The sequence below is a fragment of the Enterobacter sp. 198 genome (assembly GCF_009025585.1).
Classification (GTDB): domain Bacteria; phylum Pseudomonadota; class Gammaproteobacteria; order Enterobacterales; family Enterobacteriaceae; genus Enterobacter; species Enterobacter ludwigii.
The window spans coordinates 78,238-103,536 of record NZ_WCIM01000022.1 but is presented as its reverse complement, the minus strand read 5'-3'; the positions used below and the strand labels follow the sequence as shown (position 1 = coordinate 103,536).

General features: G+C 56.0%; 26 protein-coding genes. 12 read left to right on the top strand and 14 right to left on the bottom strand.

The window, feature by feature from the left end; genetic code table 11:
* Positions 1–30: 30 nt before the first annotated feature.
* Both moeB and moeA read right to left on the bottom strand, forming a co-directional pair.
* Entirely contained in the window at positions 31–783 is a 753-nt protein-coding gene (gene moeB, locus F8561_RS13340) for a molybdopterin-synthase adenylyltransferase MoeB (protein ID WP_040017000.1), read from the bottom strand.
* A 1-nt stretch (position 784) separates the two neighbouring features.
* Positions 785–2,017 carry a molybdopterin molybdotransferase MoeA gene (gene moeA, locus F8561_RS13335; RefSeq protein WP_151887575.1) on the bottom strand — a complete coding sequence of 411 codons (1,233 nt, stop codon included), beginning with the start codon at positions 2,015–2,017 and terminating at the stop codon, positions 785–787.
* A gap of 188 nt (positions 2,018–2,205) precedes the next feature.
* Between moeA and iaaA the strand changes: the two genes are divergently transcribed.
* Genes iaaA through gsiD form a run of 5 tightly spaced genes read left to right on the top strand, consistent with a single transcriptional unit; the run spans position 2,206 to position 8,468 of the window.
* Positions 2,206–3,144 carry a beta-aspartyl-peptidase gene (iaaA, locus tag F8561_RS13330; protein WP_151887574.1) on the top strand — a complete coding sequence of 313 codons (939 nt, stop codon included), beginning with the start codon at positions 2,206–2,208 and terminating at the stop codon, positions 3,142–3,144.
* Positions 3,145–3,155: 11 nt separating this feature from the next.
* The gene (gene gsiA, locus F8561_RS13325) at positions 3,156–5,027 is read left to right on the top strand and encodes a glutathione ABC transporter ATP-binding protein GsiA (protein ID WP_014169283.1); all 1,872 of its coding nucleotides are present in this window, start codon (positions 3,156–3,158) and stop codon (positions 5,025–5,027) included.
* Positions 5,028–5,050: 23 nt separating this feature from the next.
* Complete coding sequence (gene gsiB / locus F8561_RS13320) at positions 5,051–6,589, top strand: glutathione ABC transporter substrate-binding protein GsiB (RefSeq protein ID WP_014169284.1); 1,539 nt, start codon at positions 5,051–5,053, stop codon at positions 6,587–6,589.
* A 45-nt stretch (positions 6,590–6,634) separates the two neighbouring features.
* Positions 6,635–7,555, top strand: a complete 921-nt coding sequence (gene gsiC, locus F8561_RS13315; RefSeq protein WP_020884889.1) for a glutathione ABC transporter permease GsiC — start codon at positions 6,635–6,637, stop codon at positions 7,553–7,555.
* A 1-nt stretch (position 7,556) separates the two neighbouring features.
* Positions 7,557–8,468, top strand: coding sequence for a glutathione ABC transporter permease GsiD (gene gsiD / locus F8561_RS13310; protein WP_020884888.1), 912 nt, complete (start codon positions 7,557–7,559; stop codon positions 8,466–8,468).
* 51 nt (positions 8,469–8,519) lie between these two features.
* Here the strand turns inward: gsiD and rimO are convergent, their stop codons facing one another.
* Positions 8,520–9,845 (bottom strand): 30S ribosomal protein S12 methylthiotransferase RimO, encoded by a 1,326-nt coding sequence (gene rimO / locus F8561_RS13305; RefSeq protein WP_014169287.1) that lies wholly within the window; start codon positions 9,843–9,845, stop codon positions 8,520–8,522.
* A 216-nt stretch (positions 9,846–10,061) separates the two neighbouring features.
* Between rimO and bssR the strand changes: the two genes are divergently transcribed.
* On the top strand, positions 10,062–10,445 hold the full coding sequence (gene bssR, locus F8561_RS13300; RefSeq protein WP_020884887.1) for a biofilm formation regulator BssR: 384 nt from the start codon (positions 10,062–10,064) through the stop codon (positions 10,443–10,445).
* 106 nt (positions 10,446–10,551) lie between these two features.
* Complete coding sequence (locus F8561_RS13295) at positions 10,552–11,670, top strand: PQQ-dependent sugar dehydrogenase (RefSeq protein WP_151887573.1); 1,119 nt, start codon at positions 10,552–10,554, stop codon at positions 11,668–11,670.
* On the opposite strand, the gene F8561_RS13290 is transcribed toward F8561_RS13295, so the two are convergent.
* Entirely contained in the window at positions 11,671–12,297 is a 627-nt protein-coding gene (locus tag F8561_RS13290) for a glutathione S-transferase family protein (protein ID WP_151887572.1), read from the bottom strand.
* A 256-nt stretch (positions 12,298–12,553) separates the two neighbouring features.
* Between F8561_RS13290 and dacC the strand changes: the two genes are divergently transcribed.
* On the top strand, positions 12,554–13,759 hold the full coding sequence (gene dacC / locus F8561_RS13285; RefSeq protein WP_020884884.1) for a serine-type D-Ala-D-Ala carboxypeptidase: 1,206 nt from the start codon (positions 12,554–12,556) through the stop codon (positions 13,757–13,759).
* 52 nt (positions 13,760–13,811) lie between these two features.
* Here the strand turns inward: dacC and deoR are convergent, their stop codons facing one another.
* From deoR to F8561_RS13270, 3 genes are all read right to left on the bottom strand, one after another.
* Positions 13,812–14,570 (bottom strand): DNA-binding transcriptional repressor DeoR, encoded by a 759-nt coding sequence (gene deoR / locus F8561_RS13280; RefSeq protein ID WP_014169292.1) that lies wholly within the window; start codon positions 14,568–14,570, stop codon positions 13,812–13,814.
* 67 nt (positions 14,571–14,637) lie between these two features.
* Complete coding sequence (gene ybjG, locus F8561_RS13275) at positions 14,638–15,246, bottom strand: undecaprenyl-diphosphate phosphatase (protein ID WP_032681367.1); 609 nt, start codon at positions 15,244–15,246, stop codon at positions 14,638–14,640.
* A 7-nt stretch (positions 15,247–15,253) separates the two neighbouring features.
* Positions 15,254–15,982, bottom strand: a complete 729-nt coding sequence (locus F8561_RS13270) for a phosphatase PAP2 family protein (protein WP_068794438.1) — start codon at positions 15,980–15,982, stop codon at positions 15,254–15,256.
* Between the two features lie 168 nt (positions 15,983–16,150).
* On the opposite strand from F8561_RS13270, the gene F8561_RS13265 reads away from it, so the two are divergent.
* Positions 16,151–17,383: an MFS transporter gene (locus F8561_RS13265; protein ID WP_151887571.1), complete on the top strand. Its 1,233-nt coding sequence runs from the start codon at positions 16,151–16,153 to the stop codon at positions 17,381–17,383.
* Positions 17,384–17,423: 40 nt separating this feature from the next.
* Here F8561_RS13265 and F8561_RS13260 read toward each other — a convergent pair whose 3' ends face one another.
* Both F8561_RS13260 and F8561_RS13255 read right to left on the bottom strand, forming a co-directional pair.
* Complete coding sequence (locus tag F8561_RS13260; protein WP_151887570.1) at positions 17,424–18,236, bottom strand: Cof-type HAD-IIB family hydrolase; 813 nt, start codon at positions 18,234–18,236, stop codon at positions 17,424–17,426.
* Positions 18,226–19,440 (bottom strand): MFS transporter, encoded by a 1,215-nt coding sequence (locus tag F8561_RS13255; protein ID WP_121340061.1) that lies wholly within the window; start codon positions 19,438–19,440, stop codon positions 18,226–18,228. Before F8561_RS13255 ends, F8561_RS13260 begins: the two co-directional genes overlap by 11 nt.
* An 82-nt stretch (positions 19,441–19,522) precedes the next feature.
* On the opposite strand from F8561_RS13255, the gene F8561_RS13250 reads away from it, so the two are divergent.
* The gene (locus F8561_RS13250) at positions 19,523–20,074 is read left to right on the top strand and encodes a TetR/AcrR family transcriptional regulator (protein WP_020884879.1); all 552 of its coding nucleotides are present in this window, start codon (positions 19,523–19,525) and stop codon (positions 20,072–20,074) included.
* Here F8561_RS13250 and F8561_RS13245 read toward each other — a convergent pair.
* The 4 genes from F8561_RS13245 to F8561_RS13230 form a co-directional block, all read right to left on the bottom strand.
* The gene (locus F8561_RS13245; RefSeq protein ID WP_151887569.1) at positions 20,071–20,847 is read right to left on the bottom strand and encodes an SDR family NAD(P)-dependent oxidoreductase; all 777 of its coding nucleotides are present in this window, start codon (positions 20,845–20,847) and stop codon (positions 20,071–20,073) included. The two genes, F8561_RS13250 and F8561_RS13245, sit on opposite strands and share 4 nt — an antisense overlap.
* Before the next feature lie 117 nt (positions 20,848–20,964).
* On the bottom strand, positions 20,965–21,396 hold the full coding sequence (arsC, locus tag F8561_RS13240) for a glutaredoxin-dependent arsenate reductase (protein WP_025204600.1): 432 nt from the start codon (positions 21,394–21,396) through the stop codon (positions 20,965–20,967).
* 12 nt (positions 21,397–21,408) lie between these two features.
* Positions 21,409–22,698, bottom strand: coding sequence for an arsenic transporter (locus tag F8561_RS13235; RefSeq protein ID WP_044858923.1), 1,290 nt, complete (start codon positions 22,696–22,698; stop codon positions 21,409–21,411).
* A 36-nt stretch (positions 22,699–22,734) separates the two neighbouring features.
* Positions 22,735–23,055, bottom strand: a complete 321-nt coding sequence (locus F8561_RS13230) for a metalloregulator ArsR/SmtB family transcription factor (protein WP_151887568.1) — start codon at positions 23,053–23,055, stop codon at positions 22,735–22,737.
* A 360-nt stretch (positions 23,056–23,415) separates the two neighbouring features.
* Between F8561_RS13230 and F8561_RS24410 the strand changes: the two genes are divergently transcribed.
* The gene (locus F8561_RS24410; RefSeq protein ID WP_226778056.1) at positions 23,416–23,616 is read left to right on the top strand and encodes a hypothetical protein; all 201 of its coding nucleotides are present in this window, start codon (positions 23,416–23,418) and stop codon (positions 23,614–23,616) included.
* Positions 23,617–23,686: 70 nt separating this feature from the next.
* A complete protein-coding gene (locus F8561_RS24210) occupies positions 23,687–24,052 on the top strand; it encodes a hypothetical protein (protein WP_192938264.1) in 366 nt (121 codons plus the stop codon).
* Positions 24,053–24,246: 194 nt separating this feature from the next.
* On the opposite strand, the gene F8561_RS13215 is transcribed toward F8561_RS24210, so the two are convergent.
* The gene (locus F8561_RS13215; RefSeq protein ID WP_151887567.1) at positions 24,247–25,149 is read right to left on the bottom strand and encodes a hypothetical protein; all 903 of its coding nucleotides are present in this window, start codon (positions 25,147–25,149) and stop codon (positions 24,247–24,249) included.
* Positions 25,150–25,299: the final 150 nt, after the last annotated feature.

Below are 25,299 nucleotides of genomic sequence, written 5' to 3'. Positions count from 1 at the left end.
GGGTTATGCTAACGCTTGCCCGGCAACCATTTAGCGTCCGCATACCTCACAGCCGGGGTTGCGCATCAGTTTCATCTCGCGGAACTGGCAGGTCATCGCGTCATACATCACGATTTTCCCCGCGGCAGGCGTCCCGTAATGCGCCAGCACTTTGATCGCTTCCATGGCCTGCAACGAACCTATGACGCCGACTAACGGAGCCATGACGCCCGCCTCCACGCAGGTGAGGGCGTTCTCGCCAAACAGACGGCTCAGGCAGCGATAGCAGGGTTCGCCCCCGGCGTAGGTAAAGACGCTGATTTGGCCTTCCATGCGAATGGCGGCACCGGAGACCAGCGGCGTTTTGTGGGCAAAACATCCTGCATTCAACTGATTGCGAATGGTGACGTTATCGGTGCAGTCCAGCACCAGATCGTGTCGTGCTATCTGTGCCGACAGCGCCTCATCATCCAGCAGGGCGTCAATCAGGGTGAACTTCACGTGAGGATTGATGCGCGCCAGCGCCGCGCGGGCCGATTCCACTTTGGGCTGGCCGAGGGTCGCGTCGCTGTGCAGCGTCTGGCGCTGAAGGTTCGACACCGACACGGTATCAAAATCCAGCAGCGTCATATTGCCCACCCCCGCCGCGGCCAGATACTGGGCCGCAGCGCAGCCCAGCCCCCCCAGCCCCACGACCAGCACCCGTGCTGCCTTAAGCGCTTCCTGGCCGTCGAAATCAAAACCGCGCAGAACAATCTGGCGGTTATAGCGCATCATCTCCTGGTCGCTGAGTTCAGCCGTCATGTTAGCCTCCGAAGAGGTGGTTAAAGCTTTCCACCTCAACCCATTCACCCGGCTCCACGTTGCCGCGTTCACGCTCGAGAACGATAAAGCAGTTGCCCTGGCTGAACGAGCTGAAGATGTGCGAGCCCTGGTGTCCGGTGGTGCTCACTTCCAGCTCGCCTTCAGCGTTGCGCGTCAGAATACCGCGCTGGAAATCAAGACGGCCCGGTGATTTCTTCAGGCGCGTCGCCGCACGTACGCGCTGGCGAACCGGCAGCGGGTGGGCCTGGTTACCAGACAGTTTTGCCAGCAGCGGAATGACCAGCTGGTAGAAGGTCAGGGCGGCGGAAACCGGATTACCCGGCAGGCCGCAGAACCAGCTGTGTTTCAGCTGACCAAACGCGAACGGTTTGCCCGGCTTGATGGCCAGTTTCCAGAAGCCGATCTCCCCCAACTCTTCAAGAATGGTTTTGGTGTAATCCGCTTCACCTACGGAAACGCCGCCGGAGCTAATTACCACGTCCGCAGACTGGTCCGCTTCAATAAACGCGGCGCGCAGTTTCTCCGGATCATCCGCAATGATGCCAAGGTTAATGACCTCACACCCCAGCTGTTCAAGCATCAGGTGTACCGCGAGGCGGTTAGTGTCGTAAATCTGGCCGTCCTGCAGTGGCTGGCCCGGAAGCTGGAGTTCATCGCCGGTGGAAAAGACCGCCACGCGTACCTTGCGGATAACGTCAATTTCTGCGATGCCGAGCGAGGCCAGCACCGGCAGTTCGCCCACCGTCAGTTTCTGCCCGGCGGCAAATACCGTTGCGCCACGCGTGATGTCTTCACCGGTACGACGGATATTCTGTCCCGCTTTAACACTCGCGGTGAAGCGGATGCCCGCTTCCGTTTGTTCGGTCTCTTCCTGCATCACCACCGCTTCGCAGCCTGGCGGTACGGGGGCACCGGTCATGATGCGTATGCAGGTACCCGCAGGCCACTCACCGTTAAACGGCTGACCGGCAAATGCCTTACCCGCCACGGGCAGCGCCGTATCCGTCCGGATATCCGCCAGGCGTACCGCGTAGCCGTCCATTGCGGAGTTATCGAACCCAGGCACGTTAAGCGGAGAGACGATATCGCGCGCGGCAATACGACCAAAACAGCGCACCAATGGCAGCGTCTCGTGGTCGTGCAGGGGGGAAATTCGGTCAAGCATCTGCGTGAGTGCCGCCTCAAGCGGCATCAGTCCGGCGGTAAAATCCATGGTGGGCTCCTGCGGAGTAACGACGAAAGCGTCCATTATGGCAGAAAAGTGCCACTAACTGTATGACCCGATGGGTGTACGCTTTACATCACAGTTGCGTCTTTCTATATTCAAAAATCATCTGAAGTTTCAGCGACGATAATGATATTTATAGAAAAAGCCGCAAATCAGGCTAACGGGTGATGGGAATGGTTAATGCGGTAATCGCAATTCATGGTGGCGCCGGGGCAATCACCCGTACCCTGCTCAGTCCCGAGCAGGAAAAACGTTATATTGATGCGCTGTATGCCATTGTGGAAACGGGCCAGCGGATGCTGGAGGCGGGCGAGAGCGCGCTGGATGTGGTTACCGAAGCGGTACGTCTGCTGGAAGAGTGCCCGTTGTTTAACGCGGGCATTGGTTCGGTCTTTACCCGCGATGAAACGCACGAGCTGGATGCCTGCGTCATGGACGGTGTCACCCTTAAAGCGGGCGCCGTCGCGGGGGTGAGCCATCTGCGTAATCCGGTGCTGGCCGCGCGTCTGGTGATGGAGGCGAGCCCGCATGTTCTTCTGACCGGGGCCGGGGCGGAGACGTTTGCCGCGGAACATGGCATGACGCCAGTTTCTCCCGATCTGTTTTCAACGCCGGAGCGTTATCAACAGCTGCTTGAGGCGCGCTCGGCAAACGTGACGCAGCTTGACCATACCGCGCCGCTCGATGAGCGCAGCAAAATGGGCACGGTAGGGGCGGTGGCTCTTGATAAAGACGGGAATCTGGCTGCGGCCACGTCGACCGGCGGAATGACCAACAAACTGCCGGGCCGGGTAGGTGACAGTCCATTACCGGGGGCAGGGTGCTATGCCAATAACGCCACGGCGGCAGTGTCGTGCACCGGAACCGGTGAAGTGTTTATTCGCGCCCTCGCGGCGTATGACATCACCGCGCTGATGGATTACGGCGGGTTAAGCCTGGCCGAAGCCTGTGAGCGCGTGGTGATGGAGAAACTGCCCGCGCTGGGGGGTGTCGGTGGGTTAATTGCGGTGGATCGTGAGGGCAACGTGGCATTGCCGTTTAACAGCGAAGGTATGTACCGCGCGTGGGGTTATGCCGGTGATGAACCCAGTACGGGGATCTATCGTGAATAAGGGGGCAAAGCGTGCCGCACAGTGAAGAGCTGGACAACCGTGAAGTGCTGGCTGTCCATCAACTGAATATTGCGTTTCAGGAAGAGCGGCAGTTCATCCCCGCAGTACAGAATTTATCGTTCTCGCTCAACCGCGGCGAAACGCTGGCGATTGTGGGCGAGTCCGGTTCAGGGAAATCGGTCACCGCACTGGCGCTGATGCGCCTGCTGGAACAGACCGGCGGACAGGTCAGCTGCGAAAAAATGCTGCTGCGCCGGCGTAACCACCAGGTCATTGATTTAAATGAGCTGAGCGCCTCGCAGATGCAGAGCGTGCGCGGGGCCGATATTGCGATGATCTTCCAGGAGCCGATGACCTCGCTGAACCCGGTCTTTCCGGTCGGGGAACAGATTGCCGAGTCCATCCGCCTGCATCAGGGGTTGAGCGGTGATGAGGCGCTTCGTGAAGCGAAACGCATGCTTGACCTGGTACGCATACCGGAAGCGCAGGCCATTCTGGGGCGCTACCCGCATCAGCTTTCCGGCGGTATGCGTCAGCGCGTCATGATTGCGATGGCGCTCTCCTGCCGTCCTGCGGTGCTGATTGCCGACGAACCCACGACGGCACTGGATGTGACTATTCAGGCGCAAATTCTGCAGCTTATCAAAGTGCTGCAGCAGGAGATGGAGATGGGGGTGATTTTCATCACCCACGATATGGGCGTGGTCGCCGATATTGCCGATCGCGTGCTGGTCATGCATAAGGGCAACGCCGTGGAAACCGGCACGGTTGAGCAGATTTTCCATGCGCCGGTTCATCCATACACCAAAGCGCTGCTGGCGGCGGTCCCGCGGTTGGGGGCGATGAACGGCAGCGATTTACCGCGCCGGTTCCCGTTGATTTCTCTCGAAGCGGCAGGCCAGCAGGAAGATGAAATCGAGCAGGATACCGTGGTACCCGGAAAGCCGATTCTGGAAGTGCGCGATCTGGTGACCCGTTTTCCCCTGCGCAGCGGAATGTTTAACCGCGTGAAGCGCGAGGTGCATGCGGTTGAAAACGTCAGTTTTGATTTATGGCCAGGCGAAACGCTGGCGCTGGTGGGAGAGTCAGGCTGCGGCAAATCCACCACCGGGCGGGCGCTGCTCAGGCTGGTAGAATCCCAGGAGGGCAGCATAACCTTTAACGGGGAACGCATTGATACCCTTCCGGACAGCAAACTGCAGGCGGTAAGGCGAGATATCCAGTTTATTTTCCAGGATCCGTATGCCTCCCTCGACCCGCGCCACACGGTGGGGTATTCACTTATGGAGCCGCTGCGGGTGCATAACCTGCTCGACGGTGAAGCCGCGCAGCGTCGGGTGGCCTGGCTGCTTGAGCGCGTGGGGCTGAAGCCAGAACATGCCTGGCGTTATCCGCACGAGTTTTCGGGCGGTCAGCGGCAGCGTATTTGCATTGCCCGCGCGCTGGCACTTAACCCGAAAGTGGTGATTGCAGATGAATCCGTCTCGGCGCTGGATGTCTCTATCCGGGCGCAAATCATTAATTTACTGCTCGACCTGCAGCGGGATATGGGGATTGCCTTCCTCTTTATCTCACACGACATGGCGGTGGTTGAGCGTATCAGCCACCGTGTCGCGGTGATGTTTATGGGACAAATTGTGGAGATAGGACCGCGCCGGGCGGTATTTGAAAATCCACAGCACCCTTACACACGCAAACTTATTGCCGCGGTGCCGGTTGCCGACCCTGAGCATCGCCACGGCCAGCGTGTGCTGCTGCAGGACGAAATGCCGAGCAATATTCGTAAACGGGGCGAGGCGGTGGAGCGCGTGGCGCTGCGCGAGGTTGGCCCGGGGCATTTTGTGGCCCCCCCGCGTCAGGACAATGCATTCTCGCGGTTATAACTTAAAACAGGCAGGAGAACACAATGGTTAAATTTGTAGCGCGCAGATGGTTACTCGCCGCGAGCGTGACGGCAGCCCTGGCCGCCGCGCCGGCGTTCGCTGCCAAAGATGTGGTGGTCGCCGTCGGTTCCAATTTCACCACGCTGGATCCGTATGATGCCAACGACACGCTCTCCCAGGCGGTGGCGAAATCGTTCTATCAGGGGCTGTTTGGCCTGGATAGCGAGATGAAACTTAAAAATGTGCTGGCGGAAGGGTATACCGTTTCCAGCGACGGGCTGGTGTATACCCTTAAGCTCAGAACCGGCGTGAAGTTCCAGGACGGTACAGATTTCAACGCGGAGGCGGTGAAGATAAACCTCGATCGCGCCAGCAACCCGGAAAATAGCCTCAAGCGCTACAACCTGTATAAAAACATCGCCAGCACCGAGGTGGTCGACCCGACGACGGTGAAGATCACCCTGAAAGAGCCGTTCTCGGCGTTTATCAATATTCTGGCGCATCCGGCCACGGCGATGATTTCGCCTGCCGCGCTGAAAAAATACGGCAAAGAGATCGGGTTCCATCCGGTGGGGACCGGCCCCTACGAGCTGCTCACCTGGAACCAGACCGACTTTGTGAAGGTTAAGAAGTTTGCGGGTTACTGGCAGCCGGGCCTGCCGAAGCTGGACACCATTACCTGGCGTCCGGTGGTGGACAACAACACCCGCGCGGCGATGTTGCAGACCGGTGAGGCGCAGTTCGCGTTCCCGATCCCCTATGAGCAAGCCGCCATTCTGCAGAAAAACAGCAAGCTGGAGCTGGTCGCCAGCCCGTCCATTATGCAGCGCTATATCAGCATGAACGTGACGCAAAAGCCGTTTGATAACCCAAAAGTGCGTGAGGCCATCAACTACGCCATTAACCGCCAGGCGCTGGTAAAAGTCGCCTTTGCTGGCTATGCCACGCCGGCTACCGGCGTGCTGCCTCCGGCGATCGCCTATTCGCAAAACTATCAACCGTGGCCTTACGATCCGGCCAAAGCGCGTGAGCTGTTAAAAGAGGCGGGCTTCCCGAACGGCTTTAGCACCACGCTCTGGTCGTCGCATAATCACAGTACCGCTCAGAAGGTGCTGCAATTTACCCAGCAGCAGCTGGCGCAGGTAGGTATCAAGGCGCAGGTCACCGCGATGGATGCCGGTCAGCGTGCGGCTGAAGTGGAAGGGAAAGGGCAGAAAGAGAGCGGCGTACGGATGTTCTACACCGGCTGGTCGGCCTCAACCGGTGAAGCGGACTGGGCGCTGTCGCCGCTGTTCGCCTCACAGAACTGGCCGCCGACCCTGTTCAATACGGCCTTCTACAGCAACCCGAAGGTGGATAAAGACCTGGCGGATGCCCTGAAAACGACCAAACCGGAAGAGAAAGCGCGCCTGTATAAAGAGGCGCAGGATATCATCTGGAAAGAGTCACCGTGGGTACCGCTGGTGGTGGAAAAACTGGTTTCCGCGCATAACAAAGCGCTGACCGGGTTCTACATCATGCCGGATACGGGCTTTAGCTTTGATGAAGCAGATTTAAAATAATACTCATGCCCGCAGGCCACCGCCTGTGGGATGAGAGGGAAAGGCATGCTGAATTATGTTTGTAAACGCCTGTTGGGGCTTATCCCGACGCTGCTGATTGTGGCGGTGCTGGTGTTTTTGTTTGTTCATATGCTGCCGGGCGATCCGGCACGTCTGGTTGCAGGGTCAGATGCGGATGCAACGGTTATCGCGCTGGTGCGAAAACAACTGGGCCTCGACCAGCCTTTGTATATGCAGTTTCTCCACTATATTGGCAACGTTCTGCAGGGTGACTTTGGCACTTCTATGGTGTCACGTCGTCCGGTGTCGGAAGAGATTGCCAGCCGCTTTATGCCCACGTTCTGGTTAACCATTGCCAGCATGAGCTGGGCGGTGCTGTTTGGTCTTGGCGCAGGAATTGTCGCTGCCGTCTGGCGCAACCGCTGGCCGGATAAGCTCGGTATGGCTCTGGCCGTCACGGGCATTTCCTTCCCGGCATTTGCACTGGGGATGCTGCTGATGCAGATATTCTCCGTGGAGCTGGGCTGGCTGCCGACGGTCGGGGCCGACACCTGGAAACACTACATTCTGCCCTCAATGACGCTGGGCGCGGCCGTTGCGGCCGTGATGGCCCGCTTTACCCGCGCCTCGTTCGTTGACGTGCTGAGCGAAGATTATATTCGCACCGCCCGGGCGAAAGGGGTCAGCGAGAAATGGGTCATCCTCAAACACGGCTTTCGTAACGCGATGATCCCGGTGGTGACGATGATGGGGCTCCAGTTTGGTTTCCTGCTGGGCGGCTCGATTGTGGTGGAGAAGGTCTTTAACTGGCCGGGGCTGGGACGTCTTTTGGTGGATTCAGTCGAAATGCGTGATTACCCGGTTATTCAGGCCGAAGTCCTGCTTTTCTCACTGGAATTTATTCTTATCAACTTAGTGGTGGATGTACTCTACGCCGCCATTAACCCGGCCATCAGGTATAAGTAAAATGCGATTGTTGAACTGGCGTCGTCAGGCCATGTTAAACGCTATGCCGGGGCTAAAGCCGGACCATATCCGCACGCCGTGGTCTGAATTCTGGCGGCGTTTTCGCCGTCAGCCGGTCGCCATGACGGCGGGGCTGTTTGTCCTGCTGCTGATTGTGGTGGCGGTCATTGCGCCGTGGGTCGCACCGTTTGATGCGGAAAACTATTTTGATTACGACCGTCTCAATGATGGACCGTCGATGCTGCACTGGTTCGGCGTGGACTCGCTTGGGCGCGACATCTTCAGCCGCGTGCTGGTGGGGGCGCAGATCTCTCTCGCCGCCGGGGTTTTTGCGGTACTGATTGGCGCGGCAATCGGCACCGTGCTGGGTCTGGTCGCCGGATATTACGAAGGCTGGTGGGACCGCATCATCATGCGTATCTGCGACGTGTTGTTTGCCTTCCCGGGCATTCTGCTGGCGATTGCGGTAGTGGCGATAATGGGCAGCGGTATGGCTAACGTCATTATTGCGGTTGCGGTCTTCTCAATACCGGCGTTTGCGCGTCTGGTACGAGGCAACACGCTGGTGCTCAAACAGCAAACCTTTATTGAGTCTGCGCGCAGCATGGGGGCCAGCGATGCCACTATCCTGTTCAGCCATATTCTGCCGGGAACGGTATCGTCTATCGTGGTCTATTTTACCATGCGTATCGGCGTGTCGATTATCTCGGCGGCCAGCCTGTCGTTTCTGGGGCTGGGTGCGCAACCGCCTACACCGGAGTGGGGCGCGATGCTGAATGAAGCAAGAGCGGACATGGTCATTGCACCGCACGTGGCCATCTTCCCGAGCCTGGCCATTTTCCTGACCGTGCTGGCGTTTAACCTGTTGGGCGATGGGTTACGCGACGCGCTGGATCCGAGGATTAAGGGGTAGGATGGAAACCCTCTCCCGGCGGGAGAGGGTGAAGGGAAGGGTAAAACGCCGTTAAACCCGGCTTCCCCACAAATCATACTCGTCGGCGTTTTCAACTTTCACGCGGACAATATCGCCCGGCTTAACGCTGGTTTCGCCGTTCAGGTAGACCGCGCCGTCGATTTCAGGGGCGTCCGCCATGCTGCGGCCAATCGCGCCTTCTTCGTCCACTTCATCGATGATGACCAGAATTTCGCGGCCCACTTTTTCCTGCAGACGTTCAGCAGAGATCTGCTGTTGCAGCTGCATGAAGCGGTTCCAGCGCTCTTCTTTCACCTCTTCCGGAACCTGATCCGCCAGTTCGTTGGCGGTCGCGCCTTCGACCGGGCTGTATTTGAAGCAGCCTACGCGGTCCAGACGTGCTTCTTTCAGGAAGTCGAGCAGCATCTGGAAATCTTCTTCGGTTTCGCCCGGGAAGCCCACAATGAAGGTGGAACGCAGGGTCAGGTCCGGGCAGATTTCACGCCACTGTTTGATGCGTGCCAGCTGGCGATCGACGGAGCCAGGACGCTTCATCAGCTTCAGAATACGCGGGCTGGCGTGTTGCAGCGGGATATCCAGATACGGAAGAATTTTCCCTTCTGCCATCAGCGGGATGACATCGTCAACGTGCGGGTAAGGGTAGACGTAATGCAGACGTGTCCAGATACCCAGTTTGGCAAGCTGTTCGCACAGGCCAACCATGCTGGTTTTCACCGGCTCGCCGTTGTGGAAACCAGAGCGATGTTTCACGTCGACGCCATAGGCCGAGGTATCCTGAGAAATGACCAGCAGCTCTTTAACGCCTGCGTCTGCCAGACGTTTGGCTTCTGCCAGCACTTCACCAATCGGACGGCTGACCAAATCGCCACGCATGGACGGGATAATGCAGAAGGTGCAGCGATGGTTGCAGCCTTCGGAAATTTTTAGGTACGCATAGTGACGCGGGGTCAGCTTCACGCCCTGTTCTGGCACCAGGCTCAGGAACGGATTGTGCTTAGGTTTAGGGACATAGTGATGAACATGCTCCAGTACCTGCTCGTAGCTGTGCGGGCCGGTGATCTCCAGCACTTTCGGGTGCACTTCGCGGATCTGGTCCACTTTCGCGCCCAGACAGCCGGTCACAATCACTTTGCCGTTTTCCGTCAGGGCTTCACCGATGGCTTCCAGTGACTCCTGAACCGCGCTGTCGATAAACCCACAGGTGTTAACGATCACCATGTCGGCGTTGTCGTAGCTTGGCACCACGTCATAGCCCTCGGTGCGCAGTTCGGTCAGGATGCGTTCAGAATCCACCAGGTTTTTTGGGCAGCCCAGGGAGACGAAGCCGATTTTAGGCTGGTGCGTAACATTGCTCATAGGTTAAAAATTCATCAATTATGGAGTTATCAGGGCGGGATTTTACAGCGTTCCGCGGGGGATTTATACACTCTTTGCGAGGCGGATGACCGGCGAGAAGGTTGTAACATTGTAAATAATGTTAATCAGTTAAGAATTATTGATCTCAGGCATTAAACTGTACAAAAAATAACCTTATTCTGAATGTGCACAATGGCTGACAGAGGAGGAAAGAGCATGTCCGTTGACAGACTGAAACGCGATCTGCTTAACAAGCTGATCAATGCCCGAATCGACCTTGCCGCGTACCTGCAGTTGAGGAAGGCAAAAGGGTATATGTCAGTCAGCGAAAGCGAACATCTGCGTGATAATCTCTTTGAACTTTGCAACTTCATGCGTGAAAAAGCACCCGTCCTGAAAGCGGAATACGCCGAAAGCGAACTCGTTGCGCTGCGTCGCGCCGCCGAGGTGCTCTCCATTGCAGGGGTATGTTTGATGAACGGACGCCACGACTGCCCGAATTTTATCGCTGTTAACGCGGAGAAGCTTGAAAACTGCCTGACCACGCTCTCTCTATGCATCATGTGTCTGAACAAGCACGAGACGCTTGAACAACACTGACACCGGGGGAGGCAACTCCCCCTTCTGATTAAGCTTTTGTAAAAGTGATAACGTGCCCGGACCCAGTGGCTAACCTTTATGCCATAAACCGATAAAGGAGCGCGTTATGCATCGATCTTCGCTGATTTTCCTGCCTGCGTTGTTTTTCCCGTTTTCTCTCCTCGCCGCCCCTGACGCGGTAAAAGTCGACGTTGTGCAAAACCGGCTCGATCATCCCTGGTCGATGGCGTTCCTGCCGGACAATAAAGGGCTGCTGGTGACCCTTAAGGGAGGCCAGTTAAAGCACTGGCAGGCCGGAAAAGGGCTTTCCGACCCGATCGTCGGCGTACCCAAGGTCTGGGCAAACGGCCAGGGCGGGTTGCTGGACGTGGCACTCGCCCCGGATTTTGAAAAATCGCGCCGCGTCTGGCTGAGCTATGCCGAGGCGGGGAATGACGGCAAAGCGGGAACGGCGGTTGGCTATGGCCGCTTAAGCGATGATCTCTCCCGAATTGAAGGTTTCCAGGTGGTCTTCCGTCAGATGCCGAAACTGTCCACCGGTAACCATTTCGGTGGTCGACTGGTCTTCGACGGTAAAGGCCATCTGTTTATTGGTCTGGGCGAGAACAACCAGCGTCCGACGGCGCAGGATCTGGATAAACTGCAGGGCAAAGTTGTGCGCCTGACGGAGGACGGCAAAGTGCCTGCCGATAATCCGTTTGTGAACACTCCCGGCGCACGGCCCGAAATCTGGTCTTACGGCATTCGTAATCCGCAGGGGATGGCGATGAACCCCTGGAGCGAGACGCTATGGCTTAACGAGCACGGTCCACGCGGCGGGGATGAAATCAATATCCCGGAGAAAGGCAAAAACTACGGCTGGCCGCTGGCGACGCACGGTATCAACTACAGCGGTCTGAAGATCCCGGAAGCCCAGGGCGAGCACGTCGAGGGAACGGAAAAGCCGCTGTTTGTCTGGAAAGTGTCCCCCGCCGTGAGCGGGATGGCGTTTTACAACAGTGACGTATTCCCGCAGTGGAAAAACACGCTGTTTGTCGGGGCGCTGAAGGAGAAAGACGTTATCGTGCTGAACGTGGAGGGCAACACGGTTACCGAGAAGGGGCGAATTTTAGGTGACAGAGACCAGCGCATTCGCGATGTACGGGTGGGGCCGGATGGGTATCTGTATGTCCTGACCGATGAGACGGACGGGCAACTGTTGAAAGTCAGCCCGTCCGGATCGTAATCAGGTCACCGGGATCATCACCACGTGACGGTATGCCGGGCGCTCGCTCAGTTGCGTCAGCCAGCGCGCAAGGTGCGGGCGCGGCGTCCAGGTAACGTCAATGTTGGTCAGGTTCCAGATGAAGGGCGCAACGGCAATATCGCCTACGCCGAAGCGTTCGCCTGAGAACCACGGATGCTTCGCCAGTTCGTCGTCCATCATCGCAAACAGGTTTTCACAGGTGTCCTGGGCTGCATGAATGGCAGGATAGTCGCGGTCAGCTTCGGGGGTTCTGACAAGCCCCATCAGGATCACACGGTGTGCGGGGGAGAGCGTCTGGTTTGCCCAGTCCATCCACTTTTCACCCTGAGCGCGTTGGGCCGGATTGTCCACCCACAGGCGGCTCTGACCATACTGTGCCTCGAGGTAACGCACGATGGTGTTGGACTCCCACAGCGTCACGTCGGTCTCTTCGTCGCGCAGCAAGGGCACCAGACCGTTTGGGTTCATGGCCAGATAGTCGGCATCTTTATTTACCCCAAACTGCAAACCTGCCATCACCTGCTTAAACGGTAAATCCAGCTCCTCCAGCGTCCAGAGGACTTTCTTAACGTTGGTTGAATTGTTCCTGCCCCACAGCGTAATCATAGAAACTCCCGAAATAGTCAAACAACCTGAGATGTGAATCAACGCCAGCGTTTTGCCATGGTGAGATAAACCTAACAATTACGCAACAGAAGACAAAAAAATCGCCTGAATCAAAGCGTATCTGAATGTTATTGCATAAACTTTAATAACTTTACCTTGGTTAGGTTTCTTTAACCGTTTTAGTGCGCTATTACTCATCGCTTCTTGCGACACGGTGATGTGACGTAATTTTTGAATGGACACTCGGGTGGCATTTATGACGCGAAAAATGACTTCTCTGCGCAGCCTGGCGGCAGGCTCTGCGCTCCTTTTCCTGTTTGTACCAACTCTCTACGCAGCGGAACAGGCTGCGCCCGAAGCGCCGCCTGTGGATGCGCGCGCCTGGATCCTGATGGATTATTCCAGTGGTAAAGTGCTGGCGGAAGGCAATGCGGATGAGAAACTTGACCCGGCAAGCCTGACGAAAATCATGACCAGCTATGTGGTGGGTCAGGCGCTGAAAGCGGGTAAAATCAAGCTTGACGATATGGTCACCATCGGGAAGGACGCCTGGGCGACCGGCAACCCGGCGCTGCGTGGGTCATCGGTGATGTTCCTCAAACCCGGCGATCAGGTATCAGTGTCTGATTTGAATAAAGGGGTCATTATCCAGTCCGGTAACGATGCCTGTATTGCGCTGGCCGATTACGTTGCGGGCAGCCAGGATTCCTTTATTGGCCTGATGAACGGCTACGCGCAAAAACTGGGCCTGACCAATACCACCTTTAAAACCGTGCACGGCCTGGATGCGCCGGGTCAGTTCAGTACCGCGCGCGACATGGCGCTGTTAGGCAAAGCGTTGATCCACGACGTGCCGGATGAATATGCCATCCACAAAGAGAAAGAGTTTACCTTCAATAAAATCCGCCAGCCGAACCGTAACCGTCTGCTGTGGAGCAGCAACGTCAACGTCGACGGTATGAAGACCGGCACCACGGCCGGCGCGGGTTATAACCTGGTCGCTTCCGCAACTCAGGGTGATATGCGCCTGATCTCGGTCGTGCTGGGCACCAAAACCGACCGTATTCGTTTTAATGAATCAGAAAAATTGCTGACCTGGGGTTTCCGCTTCTATGAAACCGTCACGCCCATTAAACCGGATGCCACGTTTATCAGCCAGCGCGTCTGGTTTGGTGACAAGAGTGAAGTGAACCTGGGGGCGGGTGAAGGCGGGTCGGTGACCATTCCCCGTGGTCAGCTGAAAAACCTGAAAGCCAGCTACACCCTGACCGACAGCCAGCTCACCGCGCCGCTGAAAAAAGGCCAGGTGGTCGGGACGATTGATTTCCAGCTTAATGGCAAATCGATTGAACAGCGTCCGCTGATTGTGATGGAAGCGGTAGAAGAGGGCGGTTTCTTTAGCCGGATGTGGGACTTCGTCATGATGAAATTCCACGGATGGTTTGGCAGCTGGTTCAGTTAAGCCTCCATTGTCGGGTGGCATCGCGCCACCCGGCATGACCTCTGCACCTGACTCAGTACATCAACTTCACCTGCTGCGCTTTCGCGTAGGCCACGGTCTCTTCATCCGGACGGCAATCGCTGACGATGGCGTCAAAGCGCGACAGCTCACCCATTCTTGCCGGACGAACCTTGCCAAACTTGCTGTGATCGACCACCAGCACATGGTACTGCGCGGCGCTTAATGCCCAGTGCTTGACCGGCAACTCTTCCAGGTTAAAGCAGGTTGCTCCCTGACGGACAGTGACCCCCGCTGCGGAATAAAACGCGATATCCGGACATACATTGCTGAGCGTATCCTGCAGATTCAGCGGCTTAAAGATGGCATTGCTGGCGTGAAACTCACCGCCACAGAGGATCACCCGGCACTCGGGTTTCTCCTGCAGTGCCAGAAAGGTATTCAGCGAGTAACACACCGCCGTAAACGGAATGCTGCTGTCGATCGCTTCGATTATCCACGGCGTGGTGGTGCCGCAGTCAAAAAACAGCGTCTGATGCGGCTGCACCAGCGAGGCCGCAAGCCGGGCGGCTTTGCGTTTCTCTTCCACCAGGCGCGTCTTTTGGTCGCTGATCAGATAATGGCTGGCGCTGCGCGGCTCAAGCACAATGTATCCGCCCAGTAGCACGACAGGCGCGCTCTCGCTGTTCAGATCCCGGCGAATGGTCATCTCAGAGACCCCGAGGAGACTGGCGGCTTCCTTAAGATGAAGCTTATCACTGCGCTTCAGCGCCTGTATCAGCTGAGCAATGCGGTCATCGCGACGTGTTTCCATAGTTCCTCGGGATAAAAAAGTGAACCCCCGCAGGGCGGGGGTTCAAGTGTAACCTGTCAGACTGGGGTTAGTCACGTATCCAGCCTTTGCGGATCGGGATAGCAAAAAGGGTGCGATACAGATAAGACAGGCCGCGGTAGAGCGCTTCACCGAAGAGATTCCACAGGATCGCTGCGCTGACGCAGCCGATGAGACCGACCAGCAACCCCCCCACCATATCCATCGGCCAGTGGACGCCGAGATAAACGCGAGACCAGGCGATAGCCCCGGCCACCACCATCAGCACCGCACCCGACCACAGACGATGCCAGAACAGGAAGGCCAGCGCGAAAGTAAAGATAACCGTCCCGTGATCGCTTGGGAACGAGTCATCCGGGGCATGGTGCAGGAAGGTATACCCCGCGTGGTCGACGAAGGGGCGGTCGTGCGGGAACGTCAAGCCCAGAATGTAGCTGACCAGCACGCTAATCCCGAGGGCCATCGCCATCTTAATTACCAGCTGACGCTGCGCCTTCACCTGGCTTCTCGGCCCCCACAGCCAGAGGATCGCCGCCAGCACCGGCACGATACTGATCAGATCTTTTGCCAGGAAGGTGGCGAAATCAATCATCCACTCTGGCGAGGCCGGAGTGGCGTTGATGAGATAAAACAGCTGGTAATTCAAATTCTCTAACATAGCGTTGTCACTCTTTAGCAAACCAGGTGGAGACCAGACCGTAGACCACCAACTGGGAAAACCAGACCCACCACCCAGCCCACAGGTTGTGAGAGAAAAAATGCGCCCCGCGCATGACCTGGCCGTAACCCATCGCCAGACCTAAAGCGACGCCCAGCACAACGAAGCACCAGGCAAGACGCGGACGCTCGCGCCAGAAGGCAAAGAACAGTCCCATCACCATAAAGCCGCTGGAGGCATGGCCGCCGGGGAAACAGCGCCCCGGACCGCTGTCAGCGGGAGCGGCACTGAACAGCGGATAAGAAACGGCCTTACCGCCATACTCCACCAGATCCCACGGGCAGCTGTGATGGCTTATGCTTTTCAGTACGCCAACCACCAGCGCGCCAAGCCCCATCAGCAGCGCGGCCGTGACCAGTCTCGCATTGCGCCTGAACGCGCCATAAATGAGCGCAACAGCACCTGCGGCGATGGCGATGTACTTCGCCAGTCGATGGTTCAGCAGGTCCAGCAGGTGGTCTTGCTGCAGTGGAAAACGGTGTGCAGCCGCGTCATACCATAAACCGGTGATCCATCTGTCGAGCGTTTCATCGCGGGATAGCCAGGTAAACAGCACGGCAAGGGCTATCAGTATTAAAAGCTGATAACCATAAAAGCGGGGTGGTAGACGGTAAAGTCGTTTTGTCTTATTTGTCTGTAAGTTAGACAATTCTGAACGGCTGGAAGTGGGTGCCATAATCCGGAGTCGTTGACGAGAAATGGGGCTATCATAAATCTGTCAACTTAAGGAAACCTTAAACAAAGACGATATGTGCTTTATTTCTGTTTCTTCTGGATAAATCACTATCTCGGGCCAGGGCATTTCATTACACTCGTCGCGATTTTGTCACGATAAAGAGATTGCATGTTAAACCGTTCTTCTTCTGGTTCACGTCTGGGTCGTCAGGCGTTGCTTTTCCCCTTATGTCTGGTGCTCTACGAATTCTCTACTTACATCGGCAACGATATGATCCAGCCCGGCATGCTGGCCGTTGTCGAACAGTACAACGCAGGGATCGAATGGGTACCGACCTCCATGACTGCCTATCTGGCTGGCGGCATGTTTTTGCAGTGGCTGTTAGGGCCGCTGTCGGATCGTATTGGCCGTCGTCCGGTGATGCTGACGGGCGTGGTGTGGTTTATCGTGACCTGCCTCGCCACGCTGCTGGCGCAAAATATTGAGCAATTTACCCTGCTGCGCTTCCTGCAGGGGGTGAGCCTCTGCTTTATCGGTGCTGTCGGGTATGCCGCCATCCAGGAATCGTTTGAGGAAGCGGTGTGTATCAAGATTACCGCGCTAATGGCGAACGTGGCGCTGATCGCGCCCTTGCTGGGGCCGCTGGTGGGCGCTGCCTGGGTACACGTTGCGCCGTGGGAAGGGATGTTCGTGCTGTTTGCCGTGCTGGCCGCCGTCGCTTTCTTTGGCCTGCACCGCGCGATGCCGGAAACCGCTACCCGTCTGGGTGAGAAACTGTCGCTAAAAGAGCTGGGCCGGGATTACAAAGAAGTGCTGAAGAACGGCCGCTTTGTGGCGGGCGCGCTGGCGACGGGGTTTGTTAGCCTGCCTTTGCTGGCGTGGATTGCCCAGTCGCCGGTCATTATCATCAGCGGCGAGCAGCTCAGCAGCTATGAGTATGGCCTGCTGCAGGTGCCGATTTTTGGCGCGCTGATTATCGGTAACCTGGTGCTGGCGCGTCTCACATCCCGTCGTACGGTGCGTGCCTTGATCATTATGGGCGGCTGGCCCATTGCTGCCGGGCTGGTTCTGGCGGCGGTCGCGACAGTGGTGTCGTCCCATGCGTATCTGTGGATGACCGCAGGATTAAGCGTTTACGCGTTCGGTATCGGTGTGGCGAATGCCGGACTGGTGCGCCTGACGCTGTTTGCCAGCGATATGAGCAAAGGTACGGTGTCAGCGGCGATGGGCATGTTGCAAATGCTGATTTTCACCGTTGGAATCGAGGTGAGCAAACACGCCTACGCATTTGGCGGCAACGGTCTGTTCAGCCTGTTTAATCTGGCTAACGGCGTGCTCTGGGTTGGGCTTATCGTGGTGTTCCTGAAAGATAAACGCGTCGGGAATGCTTTACAGCCGTAAGCCGTTTTCCCTCTCCCGGCGGGAGAGGGCCACGGTGGCGTCAATGAAACGGCGCTTCGCCGTTCAACACCTTATCAATTACATCCAGCACGCCTTCGTCATTATTGTGCGGGGCTTCAAAGCGCGCCACCGCCTTAATATGCGGCCTGGCGTTTGCCATCGCAAAGCTGAACCCTGACTGGCGCAACATTTCTACGTCGTTCCCGCTATCGCCAAAAGCCACCACTTCGCTGTCGTCGATGCCCCAGCGCTTTTGCAGTATTCGCAGACCGTTGGCTTTATGCACCCCGGGGATGATGAGGTCGATACTGCCGTGGCCGGTCGTGACGGGCACCATAATGTCGTTCAGCTTTTCGTGCAGCATCGCCTGAATACGCGGGATGTCGTCGTCAGAGACGTTAAGCCCGAATTTGAAGAAAATATCGTTCAGGTTGCCGAAATCACTCACCATTTCGAGACGGTGGTAGTACTTTGCCGCGATATCCTTAAAGCCGTCGTCATAATGCTTCAGCGTATAGGCGCTGCTTTTTCCGCAGGCGATAATCTCAATGCCCGGCACATCGTTTAACACGGCGGCAACGGTGTCGAAGTGCGTCTTCGACAGTTCACCGTTGAAGACATCTTCCCCGGCGCTGACCACCCAGCCGCCATTTTCCGCGACAAACGCAATTTCCTGGGCAATCTCCGGGAAAAAGGAAATCAGCTGGTAGTACTGGTTGCCGCTGGCAACCGCAAAGCGAATGCCTTGCGCTTTCATTCGTGCATATTGCGCCAGAAAACGCGGGCGGTTATAGGTCTTGGCATCGCTCAGAAACGTGCCATCCATGTCGACGGCGATCAGTTTAACGCTCATATCCCTTCTCCAGTGTCGTTTGTTCCGTTTCCGGCTTCGCGACCGCGCGCGCTACCAGCGCTGCGATGATCACTAACCCTAACACCACTAGCATGGCGCTGCGCAGCCCGTAGTGCTCACCGAGGAAGCCAAGCAACGGTGGCCCCACCAGGAAGGCGAGGTAGCCCGTGGTCGCCACCACGCTGACGCGGGTCGGTGCATCCGGGCCAGTGTCGCTGGCGGCTGAAATGGTGAGCGGGAAGCCAAGCGATGCCCCCAGCCCCCAGAGGATCACCGACACGCCGGCAATCCAGTCCACGTCCACAAAGATGATCATCGCAATCCCCAGCCCGCCCAGCAGGGCGCTGGCACGCACCACCGCCACGCGGCTGTAGCGGTCAATAAACCAGCCACCGGTAAAGCGCCCAACGGTCATCCCGAGGGTGAAACCGGCGTAGATCAGGGAACCGGAGGTTGGACTAAAACCGTGGCCGTCAACCATCAGCAGCGGCAGCCAGTCGTTAGCGGACCCTTCCGCAAAGGCCATCGCCAGCACCACCACGCCGATCAGCATCAGCTGAATGTCGCGGTAAAACGGCAGCCCTTTTTCCGCGGTGGCGTGTTCGTCAGAGCTGTTCTTGCCGGTGCCGTCAGGGATCGCCCGGATACCGGTCAGAATGGGGATAATACATACCAGTGCGGCCAGCAGAATATGCAGGTTCGCGGCGACGCCCGAGGCCGTCAGCGCCATCCCCACACCCGCACCGGCCAGCGTGCCAAGGCTGTAAAAGCCATGCATCATCGGCAGTACGGTTTTATTCATCTCACGTTCAACCGATGCCCCTTCAACGTTAATGGCCACTTCAGCGGCACCGAAGCTGCCGCCAAACACCGTCAGCCCAAGGGCAAACAGCACCGGCGAGGCAAGCCACAGCGCCACGCTCAGCACCAGCATCCCGAACACGGCACAGCACATGGTGGTGCGGATGACCGCCCGTGTACCGAAGCGTTTGACAAGCCACGCGGAGCACAGAATACCGCTCATGGAGCCTATCGACAGGCCAAACAGCACGATGCCCATCTCGGCCGTTGAGACGGATAAAATATCGCGAATGGCAGGGGTTCGCGTAGCCCATGAGGCCATCAGCAGACCGGGAATAAAGAAGAACATAAACAGCGCCCACATGCGCAGCTGCAGGGTTCTACGGGGGGAGGTCAGAGTCATTGAAGTCAGCACCGGAAGTACAACAATAGCGACAACACTAGCAAGTTTGTGTACATTTGTACACAAACCACGTGGGGAATTTATGAGCAGAGCACCGAACGATCCTCAACGCCGGGAGAAGATCCTGCAGGCGACCCTGGACACCATTGCAGAGCACGGTATTCATGCCGTGACGCACCGGAAAATTGCCACCTGCGCGGGCGTGCCGCTGGGGTCGATGACCTACTATTTTGACGGTATGGAGTCGCTGCTGGAAGAGGCCTTTACGTGGTTTACCCGGCAGATGTCGCAGCAGTATCGGGATTTCTTCGCCGGCGTGACCGGGCCAGAAATGGCGTGCGAATCCATCACCACGCTGATCCACAGTTCGCAGGTCACGACGCCGCAGAATATGGCGCTGATGTACCAGCTCTATGCCTTTATGCACCGCAGTGCGGCGCTCAAAACGGTAATGCAGGACTGGATGAAGATGAGCCAGACCACGCTTGAGCAGTGGTTCGACCCGGTGACCACCCGCGCGCTGGATGCCTTTATCGAAGGGATGACGCTGCACTTTGTGACCGACAGAGCCCCGCTCACCCGGGAGGAGATCCGGGCGATGGTCGGCAGGATAGCGGGCGAGAGCGGACGTTAGATTGTGGTCGCGCCGGCCGTCATGTTTACCGTTGTTCCCGTGATGGCACCGGCTGCATCTGACGCCAGAAACGCGATGGTGTCTGCCACCTGCTCCAGCGTCGGCAAGCGATTCAGCATCGTGCTCTTTGCCGCGCCCTCCAGAAACTGCTCCACGGTGATGCCCATTGCCTGCGCCTTGATGGCGAACGGGTCACCCACACAGGAACCGGCCTGAACCGCGTCGGCTATCGCATGCGAACGCAGGCACAGGACGCGAATATTCTTTGCCCCCAGCTCCGCCGCGAGCGCACGGGTTAACGCTTCCGTTCCCGCACAGCCGACGATATGCCCGAGATGTCCCGGCATCGCCATATTTGCAGCCGGAGCAACGACGGTGATAAACGTTCCGGCACGCTCACCGCCCATACGGGGTGCGACAGCTTTGGCGATGTTGAAACAGGCGGCCAGAAAAGGGTCGAACCCCTGTCTGAACTCACTGAGCGTTAATGCGTCGAGGCGTTTACCCTGGTCATGCATAAAACCTGTGGCATTCACGACGATATCAATGCCGGTAACGTCCGGGAGCGTCGCGTCGGTATTGAGGGCATCGAAAACAAACAGCCGGGCTGACCCGCCAGCGGCGTGAATGCGGTTAGCGACGTGCTCAAGCCTGGCCTGATCGCGTGCCGCAAGGTATACCGTAGCCCCTTCACGGGCGAGCGCATACGCAGCGGCGCTGCCAATAGCGCCGCTGCCACCAAAGATAACGGCGGTTTTATTTTTGAGACTCATACCTGCATCCCCTCACCAGACCGGTCCATCAAATTATGGGTCGGGTGACGGCGGATGCAACTCCGCCACGGGGCAGGGTATGTGGCTGACAGGACTTACGGCATCACTATCAGCAGATTAGCTGCCGGAGATTTTTTTTCCGCTAGCGTCCACCACCGCTTCGCCATCTTCTTTCGTAAACGCCCCTTTCTGTGCATCAGGCAGGATATCGAGTACGACTTCGGAAGGGCGGCACAGGCGAGTGCCCAGCGGCGTCACCACGATCGGACGGTTAATCAGGATCGGATGCTGCAGCATAGAATCGATAAGCTGGTCGTCGGTAAACCGGTCCCCGGCGAGGCCCAGCTGTTCATAAGGTTCGACATTTTTGCGCAGCAAATCCCGCACCGAAATCCCCATCTCAGCAATCAGTCTGGTCAGTTCATCACGTGACGGTGGGTTCTCAAGGTACAGAATAATTTCGGGTTCAGTGCCGCTGTTGCGGATCATCTCCAGCGTGTTGCGCGAGGTGCCGCAGGCTGGATTGTGGTAAATGGTGATATGGCTCATATCCGTTACTCATTACAGTGTGAAGGAGAGACGTAACGCCAGCGCGGCGAGCGTCACAAACAGAACCGGCAACGTCATGATGATGCCTGTCCGGAAATAATAGCCCCAGGTGATCGTCATGTTTTTCTGCGCCAGGACATGGAGCCAGAGCAGGGTGGCCAGGCTGCCGATAGGCGTGATCTTCGGACCCAGGTCGCAGCCAATCACGTTGGCATAAATCATCGCGTCTTTAATCACACCCGATGCCGTGCTGCCATCGACAGACAGTGCCCCAATCAGGACGGTCGGCATATTGTTCATTATGGATGACAGGAACGCCGTGATGAACCCGGTACCGAGCGTGGTGGCCCACAGGCCATGTCCGGCGAGGAGATTGAGTACCCCTGACAGATACTCCGTCAGCCCGGCATTGCGCAGGCCATACACCACCAGGTACATCCCCAGCGAGAAGATAACGATCTGCCACGGCGCGCCACGAAGCACTTTTCCCGTATTAATGGCATGCCCGCGCTTTGCAACGGCAAATAAAATCAACGCGCCTGCTGTCGCGATAGCACTGACCGGAATGCCGAGCGGTTCAAGTACAAAGAACCCGACAAGGAGCAGTAACAGAACAACCCAGCCCGTTCTGAAGGTTGGAAGATCGTTAATCGCGCGGGAAGGCTCGCGGAGTTTTGACAGGTCGTATGTCGGTGGAATGTCCTTTCGAAAGAACAGGTGCAGCATCACCAGCGTGGCCGCAATCGCGGCGAGATCCACGGGGATCATCACCGAGGCGTATTCGCTGAACCCCAGCGAGAAGAAGTCTGCCGATACGATATTCACCAGGTTCGAAACGATCAGCGGCAGGCTGGCAGTGTCGGCGATAAATCCAGCCGCCATGACAAACGCCAGCGTGGCCTGCTTGCTGAACCCGAGGGCGAGCAGCATGGCGATAACGATGGGCGTGAGGATAAGCGCCGCGCCGTCGTTGGCAAAAAGCGCCGCAACGGCCGCACCCAGCAGAACGATATACGTAAACAGCAACCGGCCCTTGCCATTACCCCAGCGGGCCACGTGCAGCGCCGCCCACTCGAAAAATCCGGACTCATCAAGCAGCAGGCTGATGATGATGACGGCGATAAACGTGGCCGTCGCGTTCCAGACAATATTCCACACCACCGGAATATCGTTAATGTGGATCACGCCGCTGGCCAGCGCCAGTACAGCACCTATCGTGGCGCTCCAGCCGATACTTAACCCTCTGGGCTGCCAGATGACCAGCACCAGCGTAAACAGAAAAATTGCCCCAGCCAGAAACATCGTGAACTCCGTTATATCTGTTTTTATGAATGTGTTTTAACACGCGCCCGGAAGGCGGTTTTTCAGCTTTGCGCGGGTATCTTCCCGCAAGCAGTTCCAGCTGTTCTCAATCACGGTGGCAGCCCATGCCGGCATAGTGGGGGACAAACGGTAATAAACCCATTTCCCCTCCCGGCGATCGCTCACCAGCCCGGATTCACGCAGCAGTGCCATATGGCGCGATACCTTGGGCTGTGATTCAGCCGTGGCGGAACAGAGATCGCAGACGCACAGTTCCCCGGCTTCGCGCAGAAGCATGACGATGGACAGGCGGGTCTCGTCGGAGAGGGCTTTGAAAAGTTGGACCGGATGTAGCATCGGCTTTCCTGCGGTTGGTTATATATGGTTAAGCATATATGTTTGGGTGGAAAGAGGGAAGGCGGAATGTTGAAGAGGGGAATAGTGAAGCCTTTCTGGTGCGGATGGTTAAGTCCGATAAGGAGCAGCGGGAGCTGGTCAGCCGCGAAACGACTGTTAAGTCCAGGAATAAAATTACCATACTGGGCACATCCACATTGCTGGCCGGAGCATCCAGCAGGTATGCACGAGGGTCTACAGCCAGACAGTAAATAACCGCGTGCGAGTATCGGCGGCGATGATGAAACGGACATAGCCGGGAGCCAGACAGTCACAACGAGTAAAGACCTGATTGAAAAGATTGGCCAGATACGCAAAAGCGTGGCGTCCGTCCAACAGCAGATTATTGCCCCGGTGGTGTGGATTGGCTCTGGCACTATCAACGTGGCACAGCTGATGCTCGACACACTCGACGTGGTAAAAGAGCTGGCAGAGCAAACGGCAAGCCACACGCACAGCAATACGGGCGCACCGACCAACGCGGGATCCATTCGGAACACTGGAACGAAAGCGGCACGCTGAACGGCAAATACTACCCGGTGATTGGCAAGTAAACCAGTCCTGAACATAACCCGCGAAAGCGGGTTTTTTTATGCCCTTCATCCCCTGGCGGGGCTATCTCTTTTCTTACCTCACAAGCGGCTATCGCTACGCGCTGCCAGCGGCGCTCTGGCGCGTTAAGCCTTTCCAGACACTCAGAGCCACCCTTAAAACAGATCGCGCGCACAGCGGGGCGCTGGCGCGTCACCGCACGGCCAAAAAATTCTTTCGCAGACCAAAATCGCACTACACCGCACCCGCCTGCGGTTTTTGGATCATAAAAATTTTTCAGTTTTATTTTTCTTCAAACCAGACTGCCAGAACGCGCCAGTGCTGGCGGCTGAACAGAAACGCAGAATTGAAAAGATTGAAAAGAATTTCAGTGTTTTTCACTTTTGTGGATCTGTGGAGGATCTAAGGAAATATGTAACCATCGCAAAATAAATGACATTTTATATTTTATGTGGAAAAAGAAGATCAAATTTTACGAGGTGAGAAGCTCAGGGGAAACCCGCAGGGTGAGAACTGGCGCGGGTTTTTCATTAGGCAAGAACCTATAAAAAACTGAAAAGATTATCAGTCTCAGGATACACATGATTTTATGGAGGCACGTTAGGAATGTAACTGGCCAAGTCGTTTCAAAGCTCTCTCTTCATTAAAATTACCGAGTATGTAAGTTCTAATCTCTGCGCCAAATTTCTCATGAACGTAGGGGTAATGATGCTCGTCGATATAAAACTGTATATTGCAGTTTTCAATGAATTCACCTACTTCGTATATTTCATTTTTAATAACAGGTTGATAGTTGTACCTATTTTGATAACTAACAAAAGGAATGTTGAATATATGCTCTTCATCAAAGATGCGATCTTGAAAATTCTTCATTAACATTTTAAGTCCATCAGGGTTGAAATCAAATAAGTCATCGACTTCTTTTCGATGTTTGAATTCAAATAATTGGTTGATTACTTTTTTATATAACGGGTTAATAGTGCAGAAAGTGGTTTTTTTATCTAGTCGGTGTAGTGGCAATATAATGTTGCTTTCAAGAAGTCCCATGAATGCCTTATTGTGCTCAGCATCACTATATGATTCCAGAGCAATTGTGCAATCACTTTTATTGAGCTTTAACATTATATTTTTGGCTTGAAATGAATAGTCATTGAAGCTACTTTTAAATAAGTCTATTTTCTTGCGATCGCTTATCTCTTTTTCTGCTGCTTGTTTTTGAAGGTCTAATTTATTCTTTCTGAGTTGTATTCTGTTTTTGGTGAAACTGTAAATGAAGTCTACTGAGTTGAAAAGAATGGAAGATGTCAAAGCACCAATTGAAAAACCAATTATTGTAATTAATCCTAATGATAATTCACTGGGTAGCTTAAATGGGGTCAGCATTGGTGCAATAAAAACCCAGCAGCAAATAATCGAACCAGCGATTATCAGCAGCCTAAGTGACGATCTAAATGAAACAAGGTTTGTTAAGTGCGTAAGAACCGTTGCTAAAGGGTCGGCCATTGAGTCCTCCTCAGCTTGTAACAAGTTATCATATAAGAATTATTAAGCATCAGGACTATGGCGCATAAAGTGTCATACACCACAAACAGATAAATCGTGTGCGACACTTTTGTGCCCCTCATTTCATGGCCAACAAAAACTTACTTGAAT

Coding starts and splice junctions, on each gene's coding strand:
- F8561_RS13290 (WP_151887572.1), bottom strand. CDS start 12,297: ATGATTACGCTGTGGGGCAGGAACAATTCAACCAACGTTAAGAAAGTC.
- F8561_RS13260 (WP_151887570.1), bottom strand. CDS start 18,236: ATGAGCGTTAAACTGATCGCCGTCGACATGGATGGCACGTTTCTGAGC.
- iaaA (WP_151887574.1), top strand. CDS start 2,206: ATGGTTAATGCGGTAATCGCAATTCATGGTGGCGCCGGGGCAATCACC.
- gsiD (WP_020884888.1), top strand. CDS start 7,557: ATGCGATTGTTGAACTGGCGTCGTCAGGCCATGTTAAACGCTATGCCG.
- bssR (WP_020884887.1), top strand. CDS start 10,062: ATGTCCGTTGACAGACTGAAACGCGATCTGCTTAACAAGCTGATCAAT.
- F8561_RS13270 (WP_068794438.1), bottom strand. CDS start 15,982: ATGGCACCCACTTCCAGCCGTTCAGAATTGTCTAACTTACAGACAAAT.
- F8561_RS13255 (WP_121340061.1), bottom strand. CDS start 19,440: ATGACTCTGACCTCCCCCCGTAGAACCCTGCAGCTGCGCATGTGGGCG.
- gsiC (WP_020884889.1), top strand. CDS start 6,635: ATGCTGAATTATGTTTGTAAACGCCTGTTGGGGCTTATCCCGACGCTG.
- gsiB (WP_014169284.1), top strand. CDS start 5,051: ATGGTTAAATTTGTAGCGCGCAGATGGTTACTCGCCGCGAGCGTGACG.
- F8561_RS13250 (WP_020884879.1), top strand. CDS start 19,523: ATGAGCAGAGCACCGAACGATCCTCAACGCCGGGAGAAGATCCTGCAG.
- rimO (WP_014169287.1), bottom strand. CDS start 9,845: ATGAGCAATGTTACGCACCAGCCTAAAATCGGCTTCGTCTCCCTGGGC.
- F8561_RS13245 (WP_151887569.1), bottom strand. CDS start 20,847: ATGAGTCTCAAAAATAAAACCGCCGTTATCTTTGGTGGCAGCGGCGCT.
- moeA (WP_151887575.1), bottom strand. CDS start 2,017: ATGGATTTTACCGCCGGACTGATGCCGCTTGAGGCGGCACTCACGCAG.
- arsC (WP_025204600.1), bottom strand. CDS start 21,396: ATGAGCCATATCACCATTTACCACAATCCAGCCTGCGGCACCTCGCGC.
- F8561_RS13215 (WP_151887567.1), bottom strand. CDS start 25,149: ATGGCCGACCCTTTAGCAACGGTTCTTACGCACTTAACAAACCTTGTT.
- F8561_RS24210 (WP_192938264.1), top strand. CDS start 23,687: ATGCCCTTCATCCCCTGGCGGGGCTATCTCTTTTCTTACCTCACAAGC.
- dacC (WP_020884884.1), top strand. CDS start 12,554: ATGACGCGAAAAATGACTTCTCTGCGCAGCCTGGCGGCAGGCTCTGCG.
- F8561_RS13265 (WP_151887571.1), top strand. CDS start 16,151: ATGTTAAACCGTTCTTCTTCTGGTTCACGTCTGGGTCGTCAGGCGTTG.
- moeB (WP_040017000.1), bottom strand. CDS start 783: ATGACGGCTGAACTCAGCGACCAGGAGATGATGCGCTATAACCGCCAG.
- ybjG (WP_032681367.1), bottom strand. CDS start 15,246: ATGTTAGAGAATTTGAATTACCAGCTGTTTTATCTCATCAACGCCACT.
- F8561_RS13235 (WP_044858923.1), bottom strand. CDS start 22,698: ATGTTTCTGGCTGGGGCAATTTTTCTGTTTACGCTGGTGCTGGTCATC.
- deoR (WP_014169292.1), bottom strand. CDS start 14,570: ATGGAAACACGTCGCGATGACCGCATTGCTCAGCTGATACAGGCGCTG.
- F8561_RS13230 (WP_151887568.1), bottom strand. CDS start 23,055: ATGCTACATCCGGTCCAACTTTTCAAAGCCCTCTCCGACGAGACCCGC.
- F8561_RS13295 (WP_151887573.1), top strand. CDS start 10,552: ATGCATCGATCTTCGCTGATTTTCCTGCCTGCGTTGTTTTTCCCGTTT.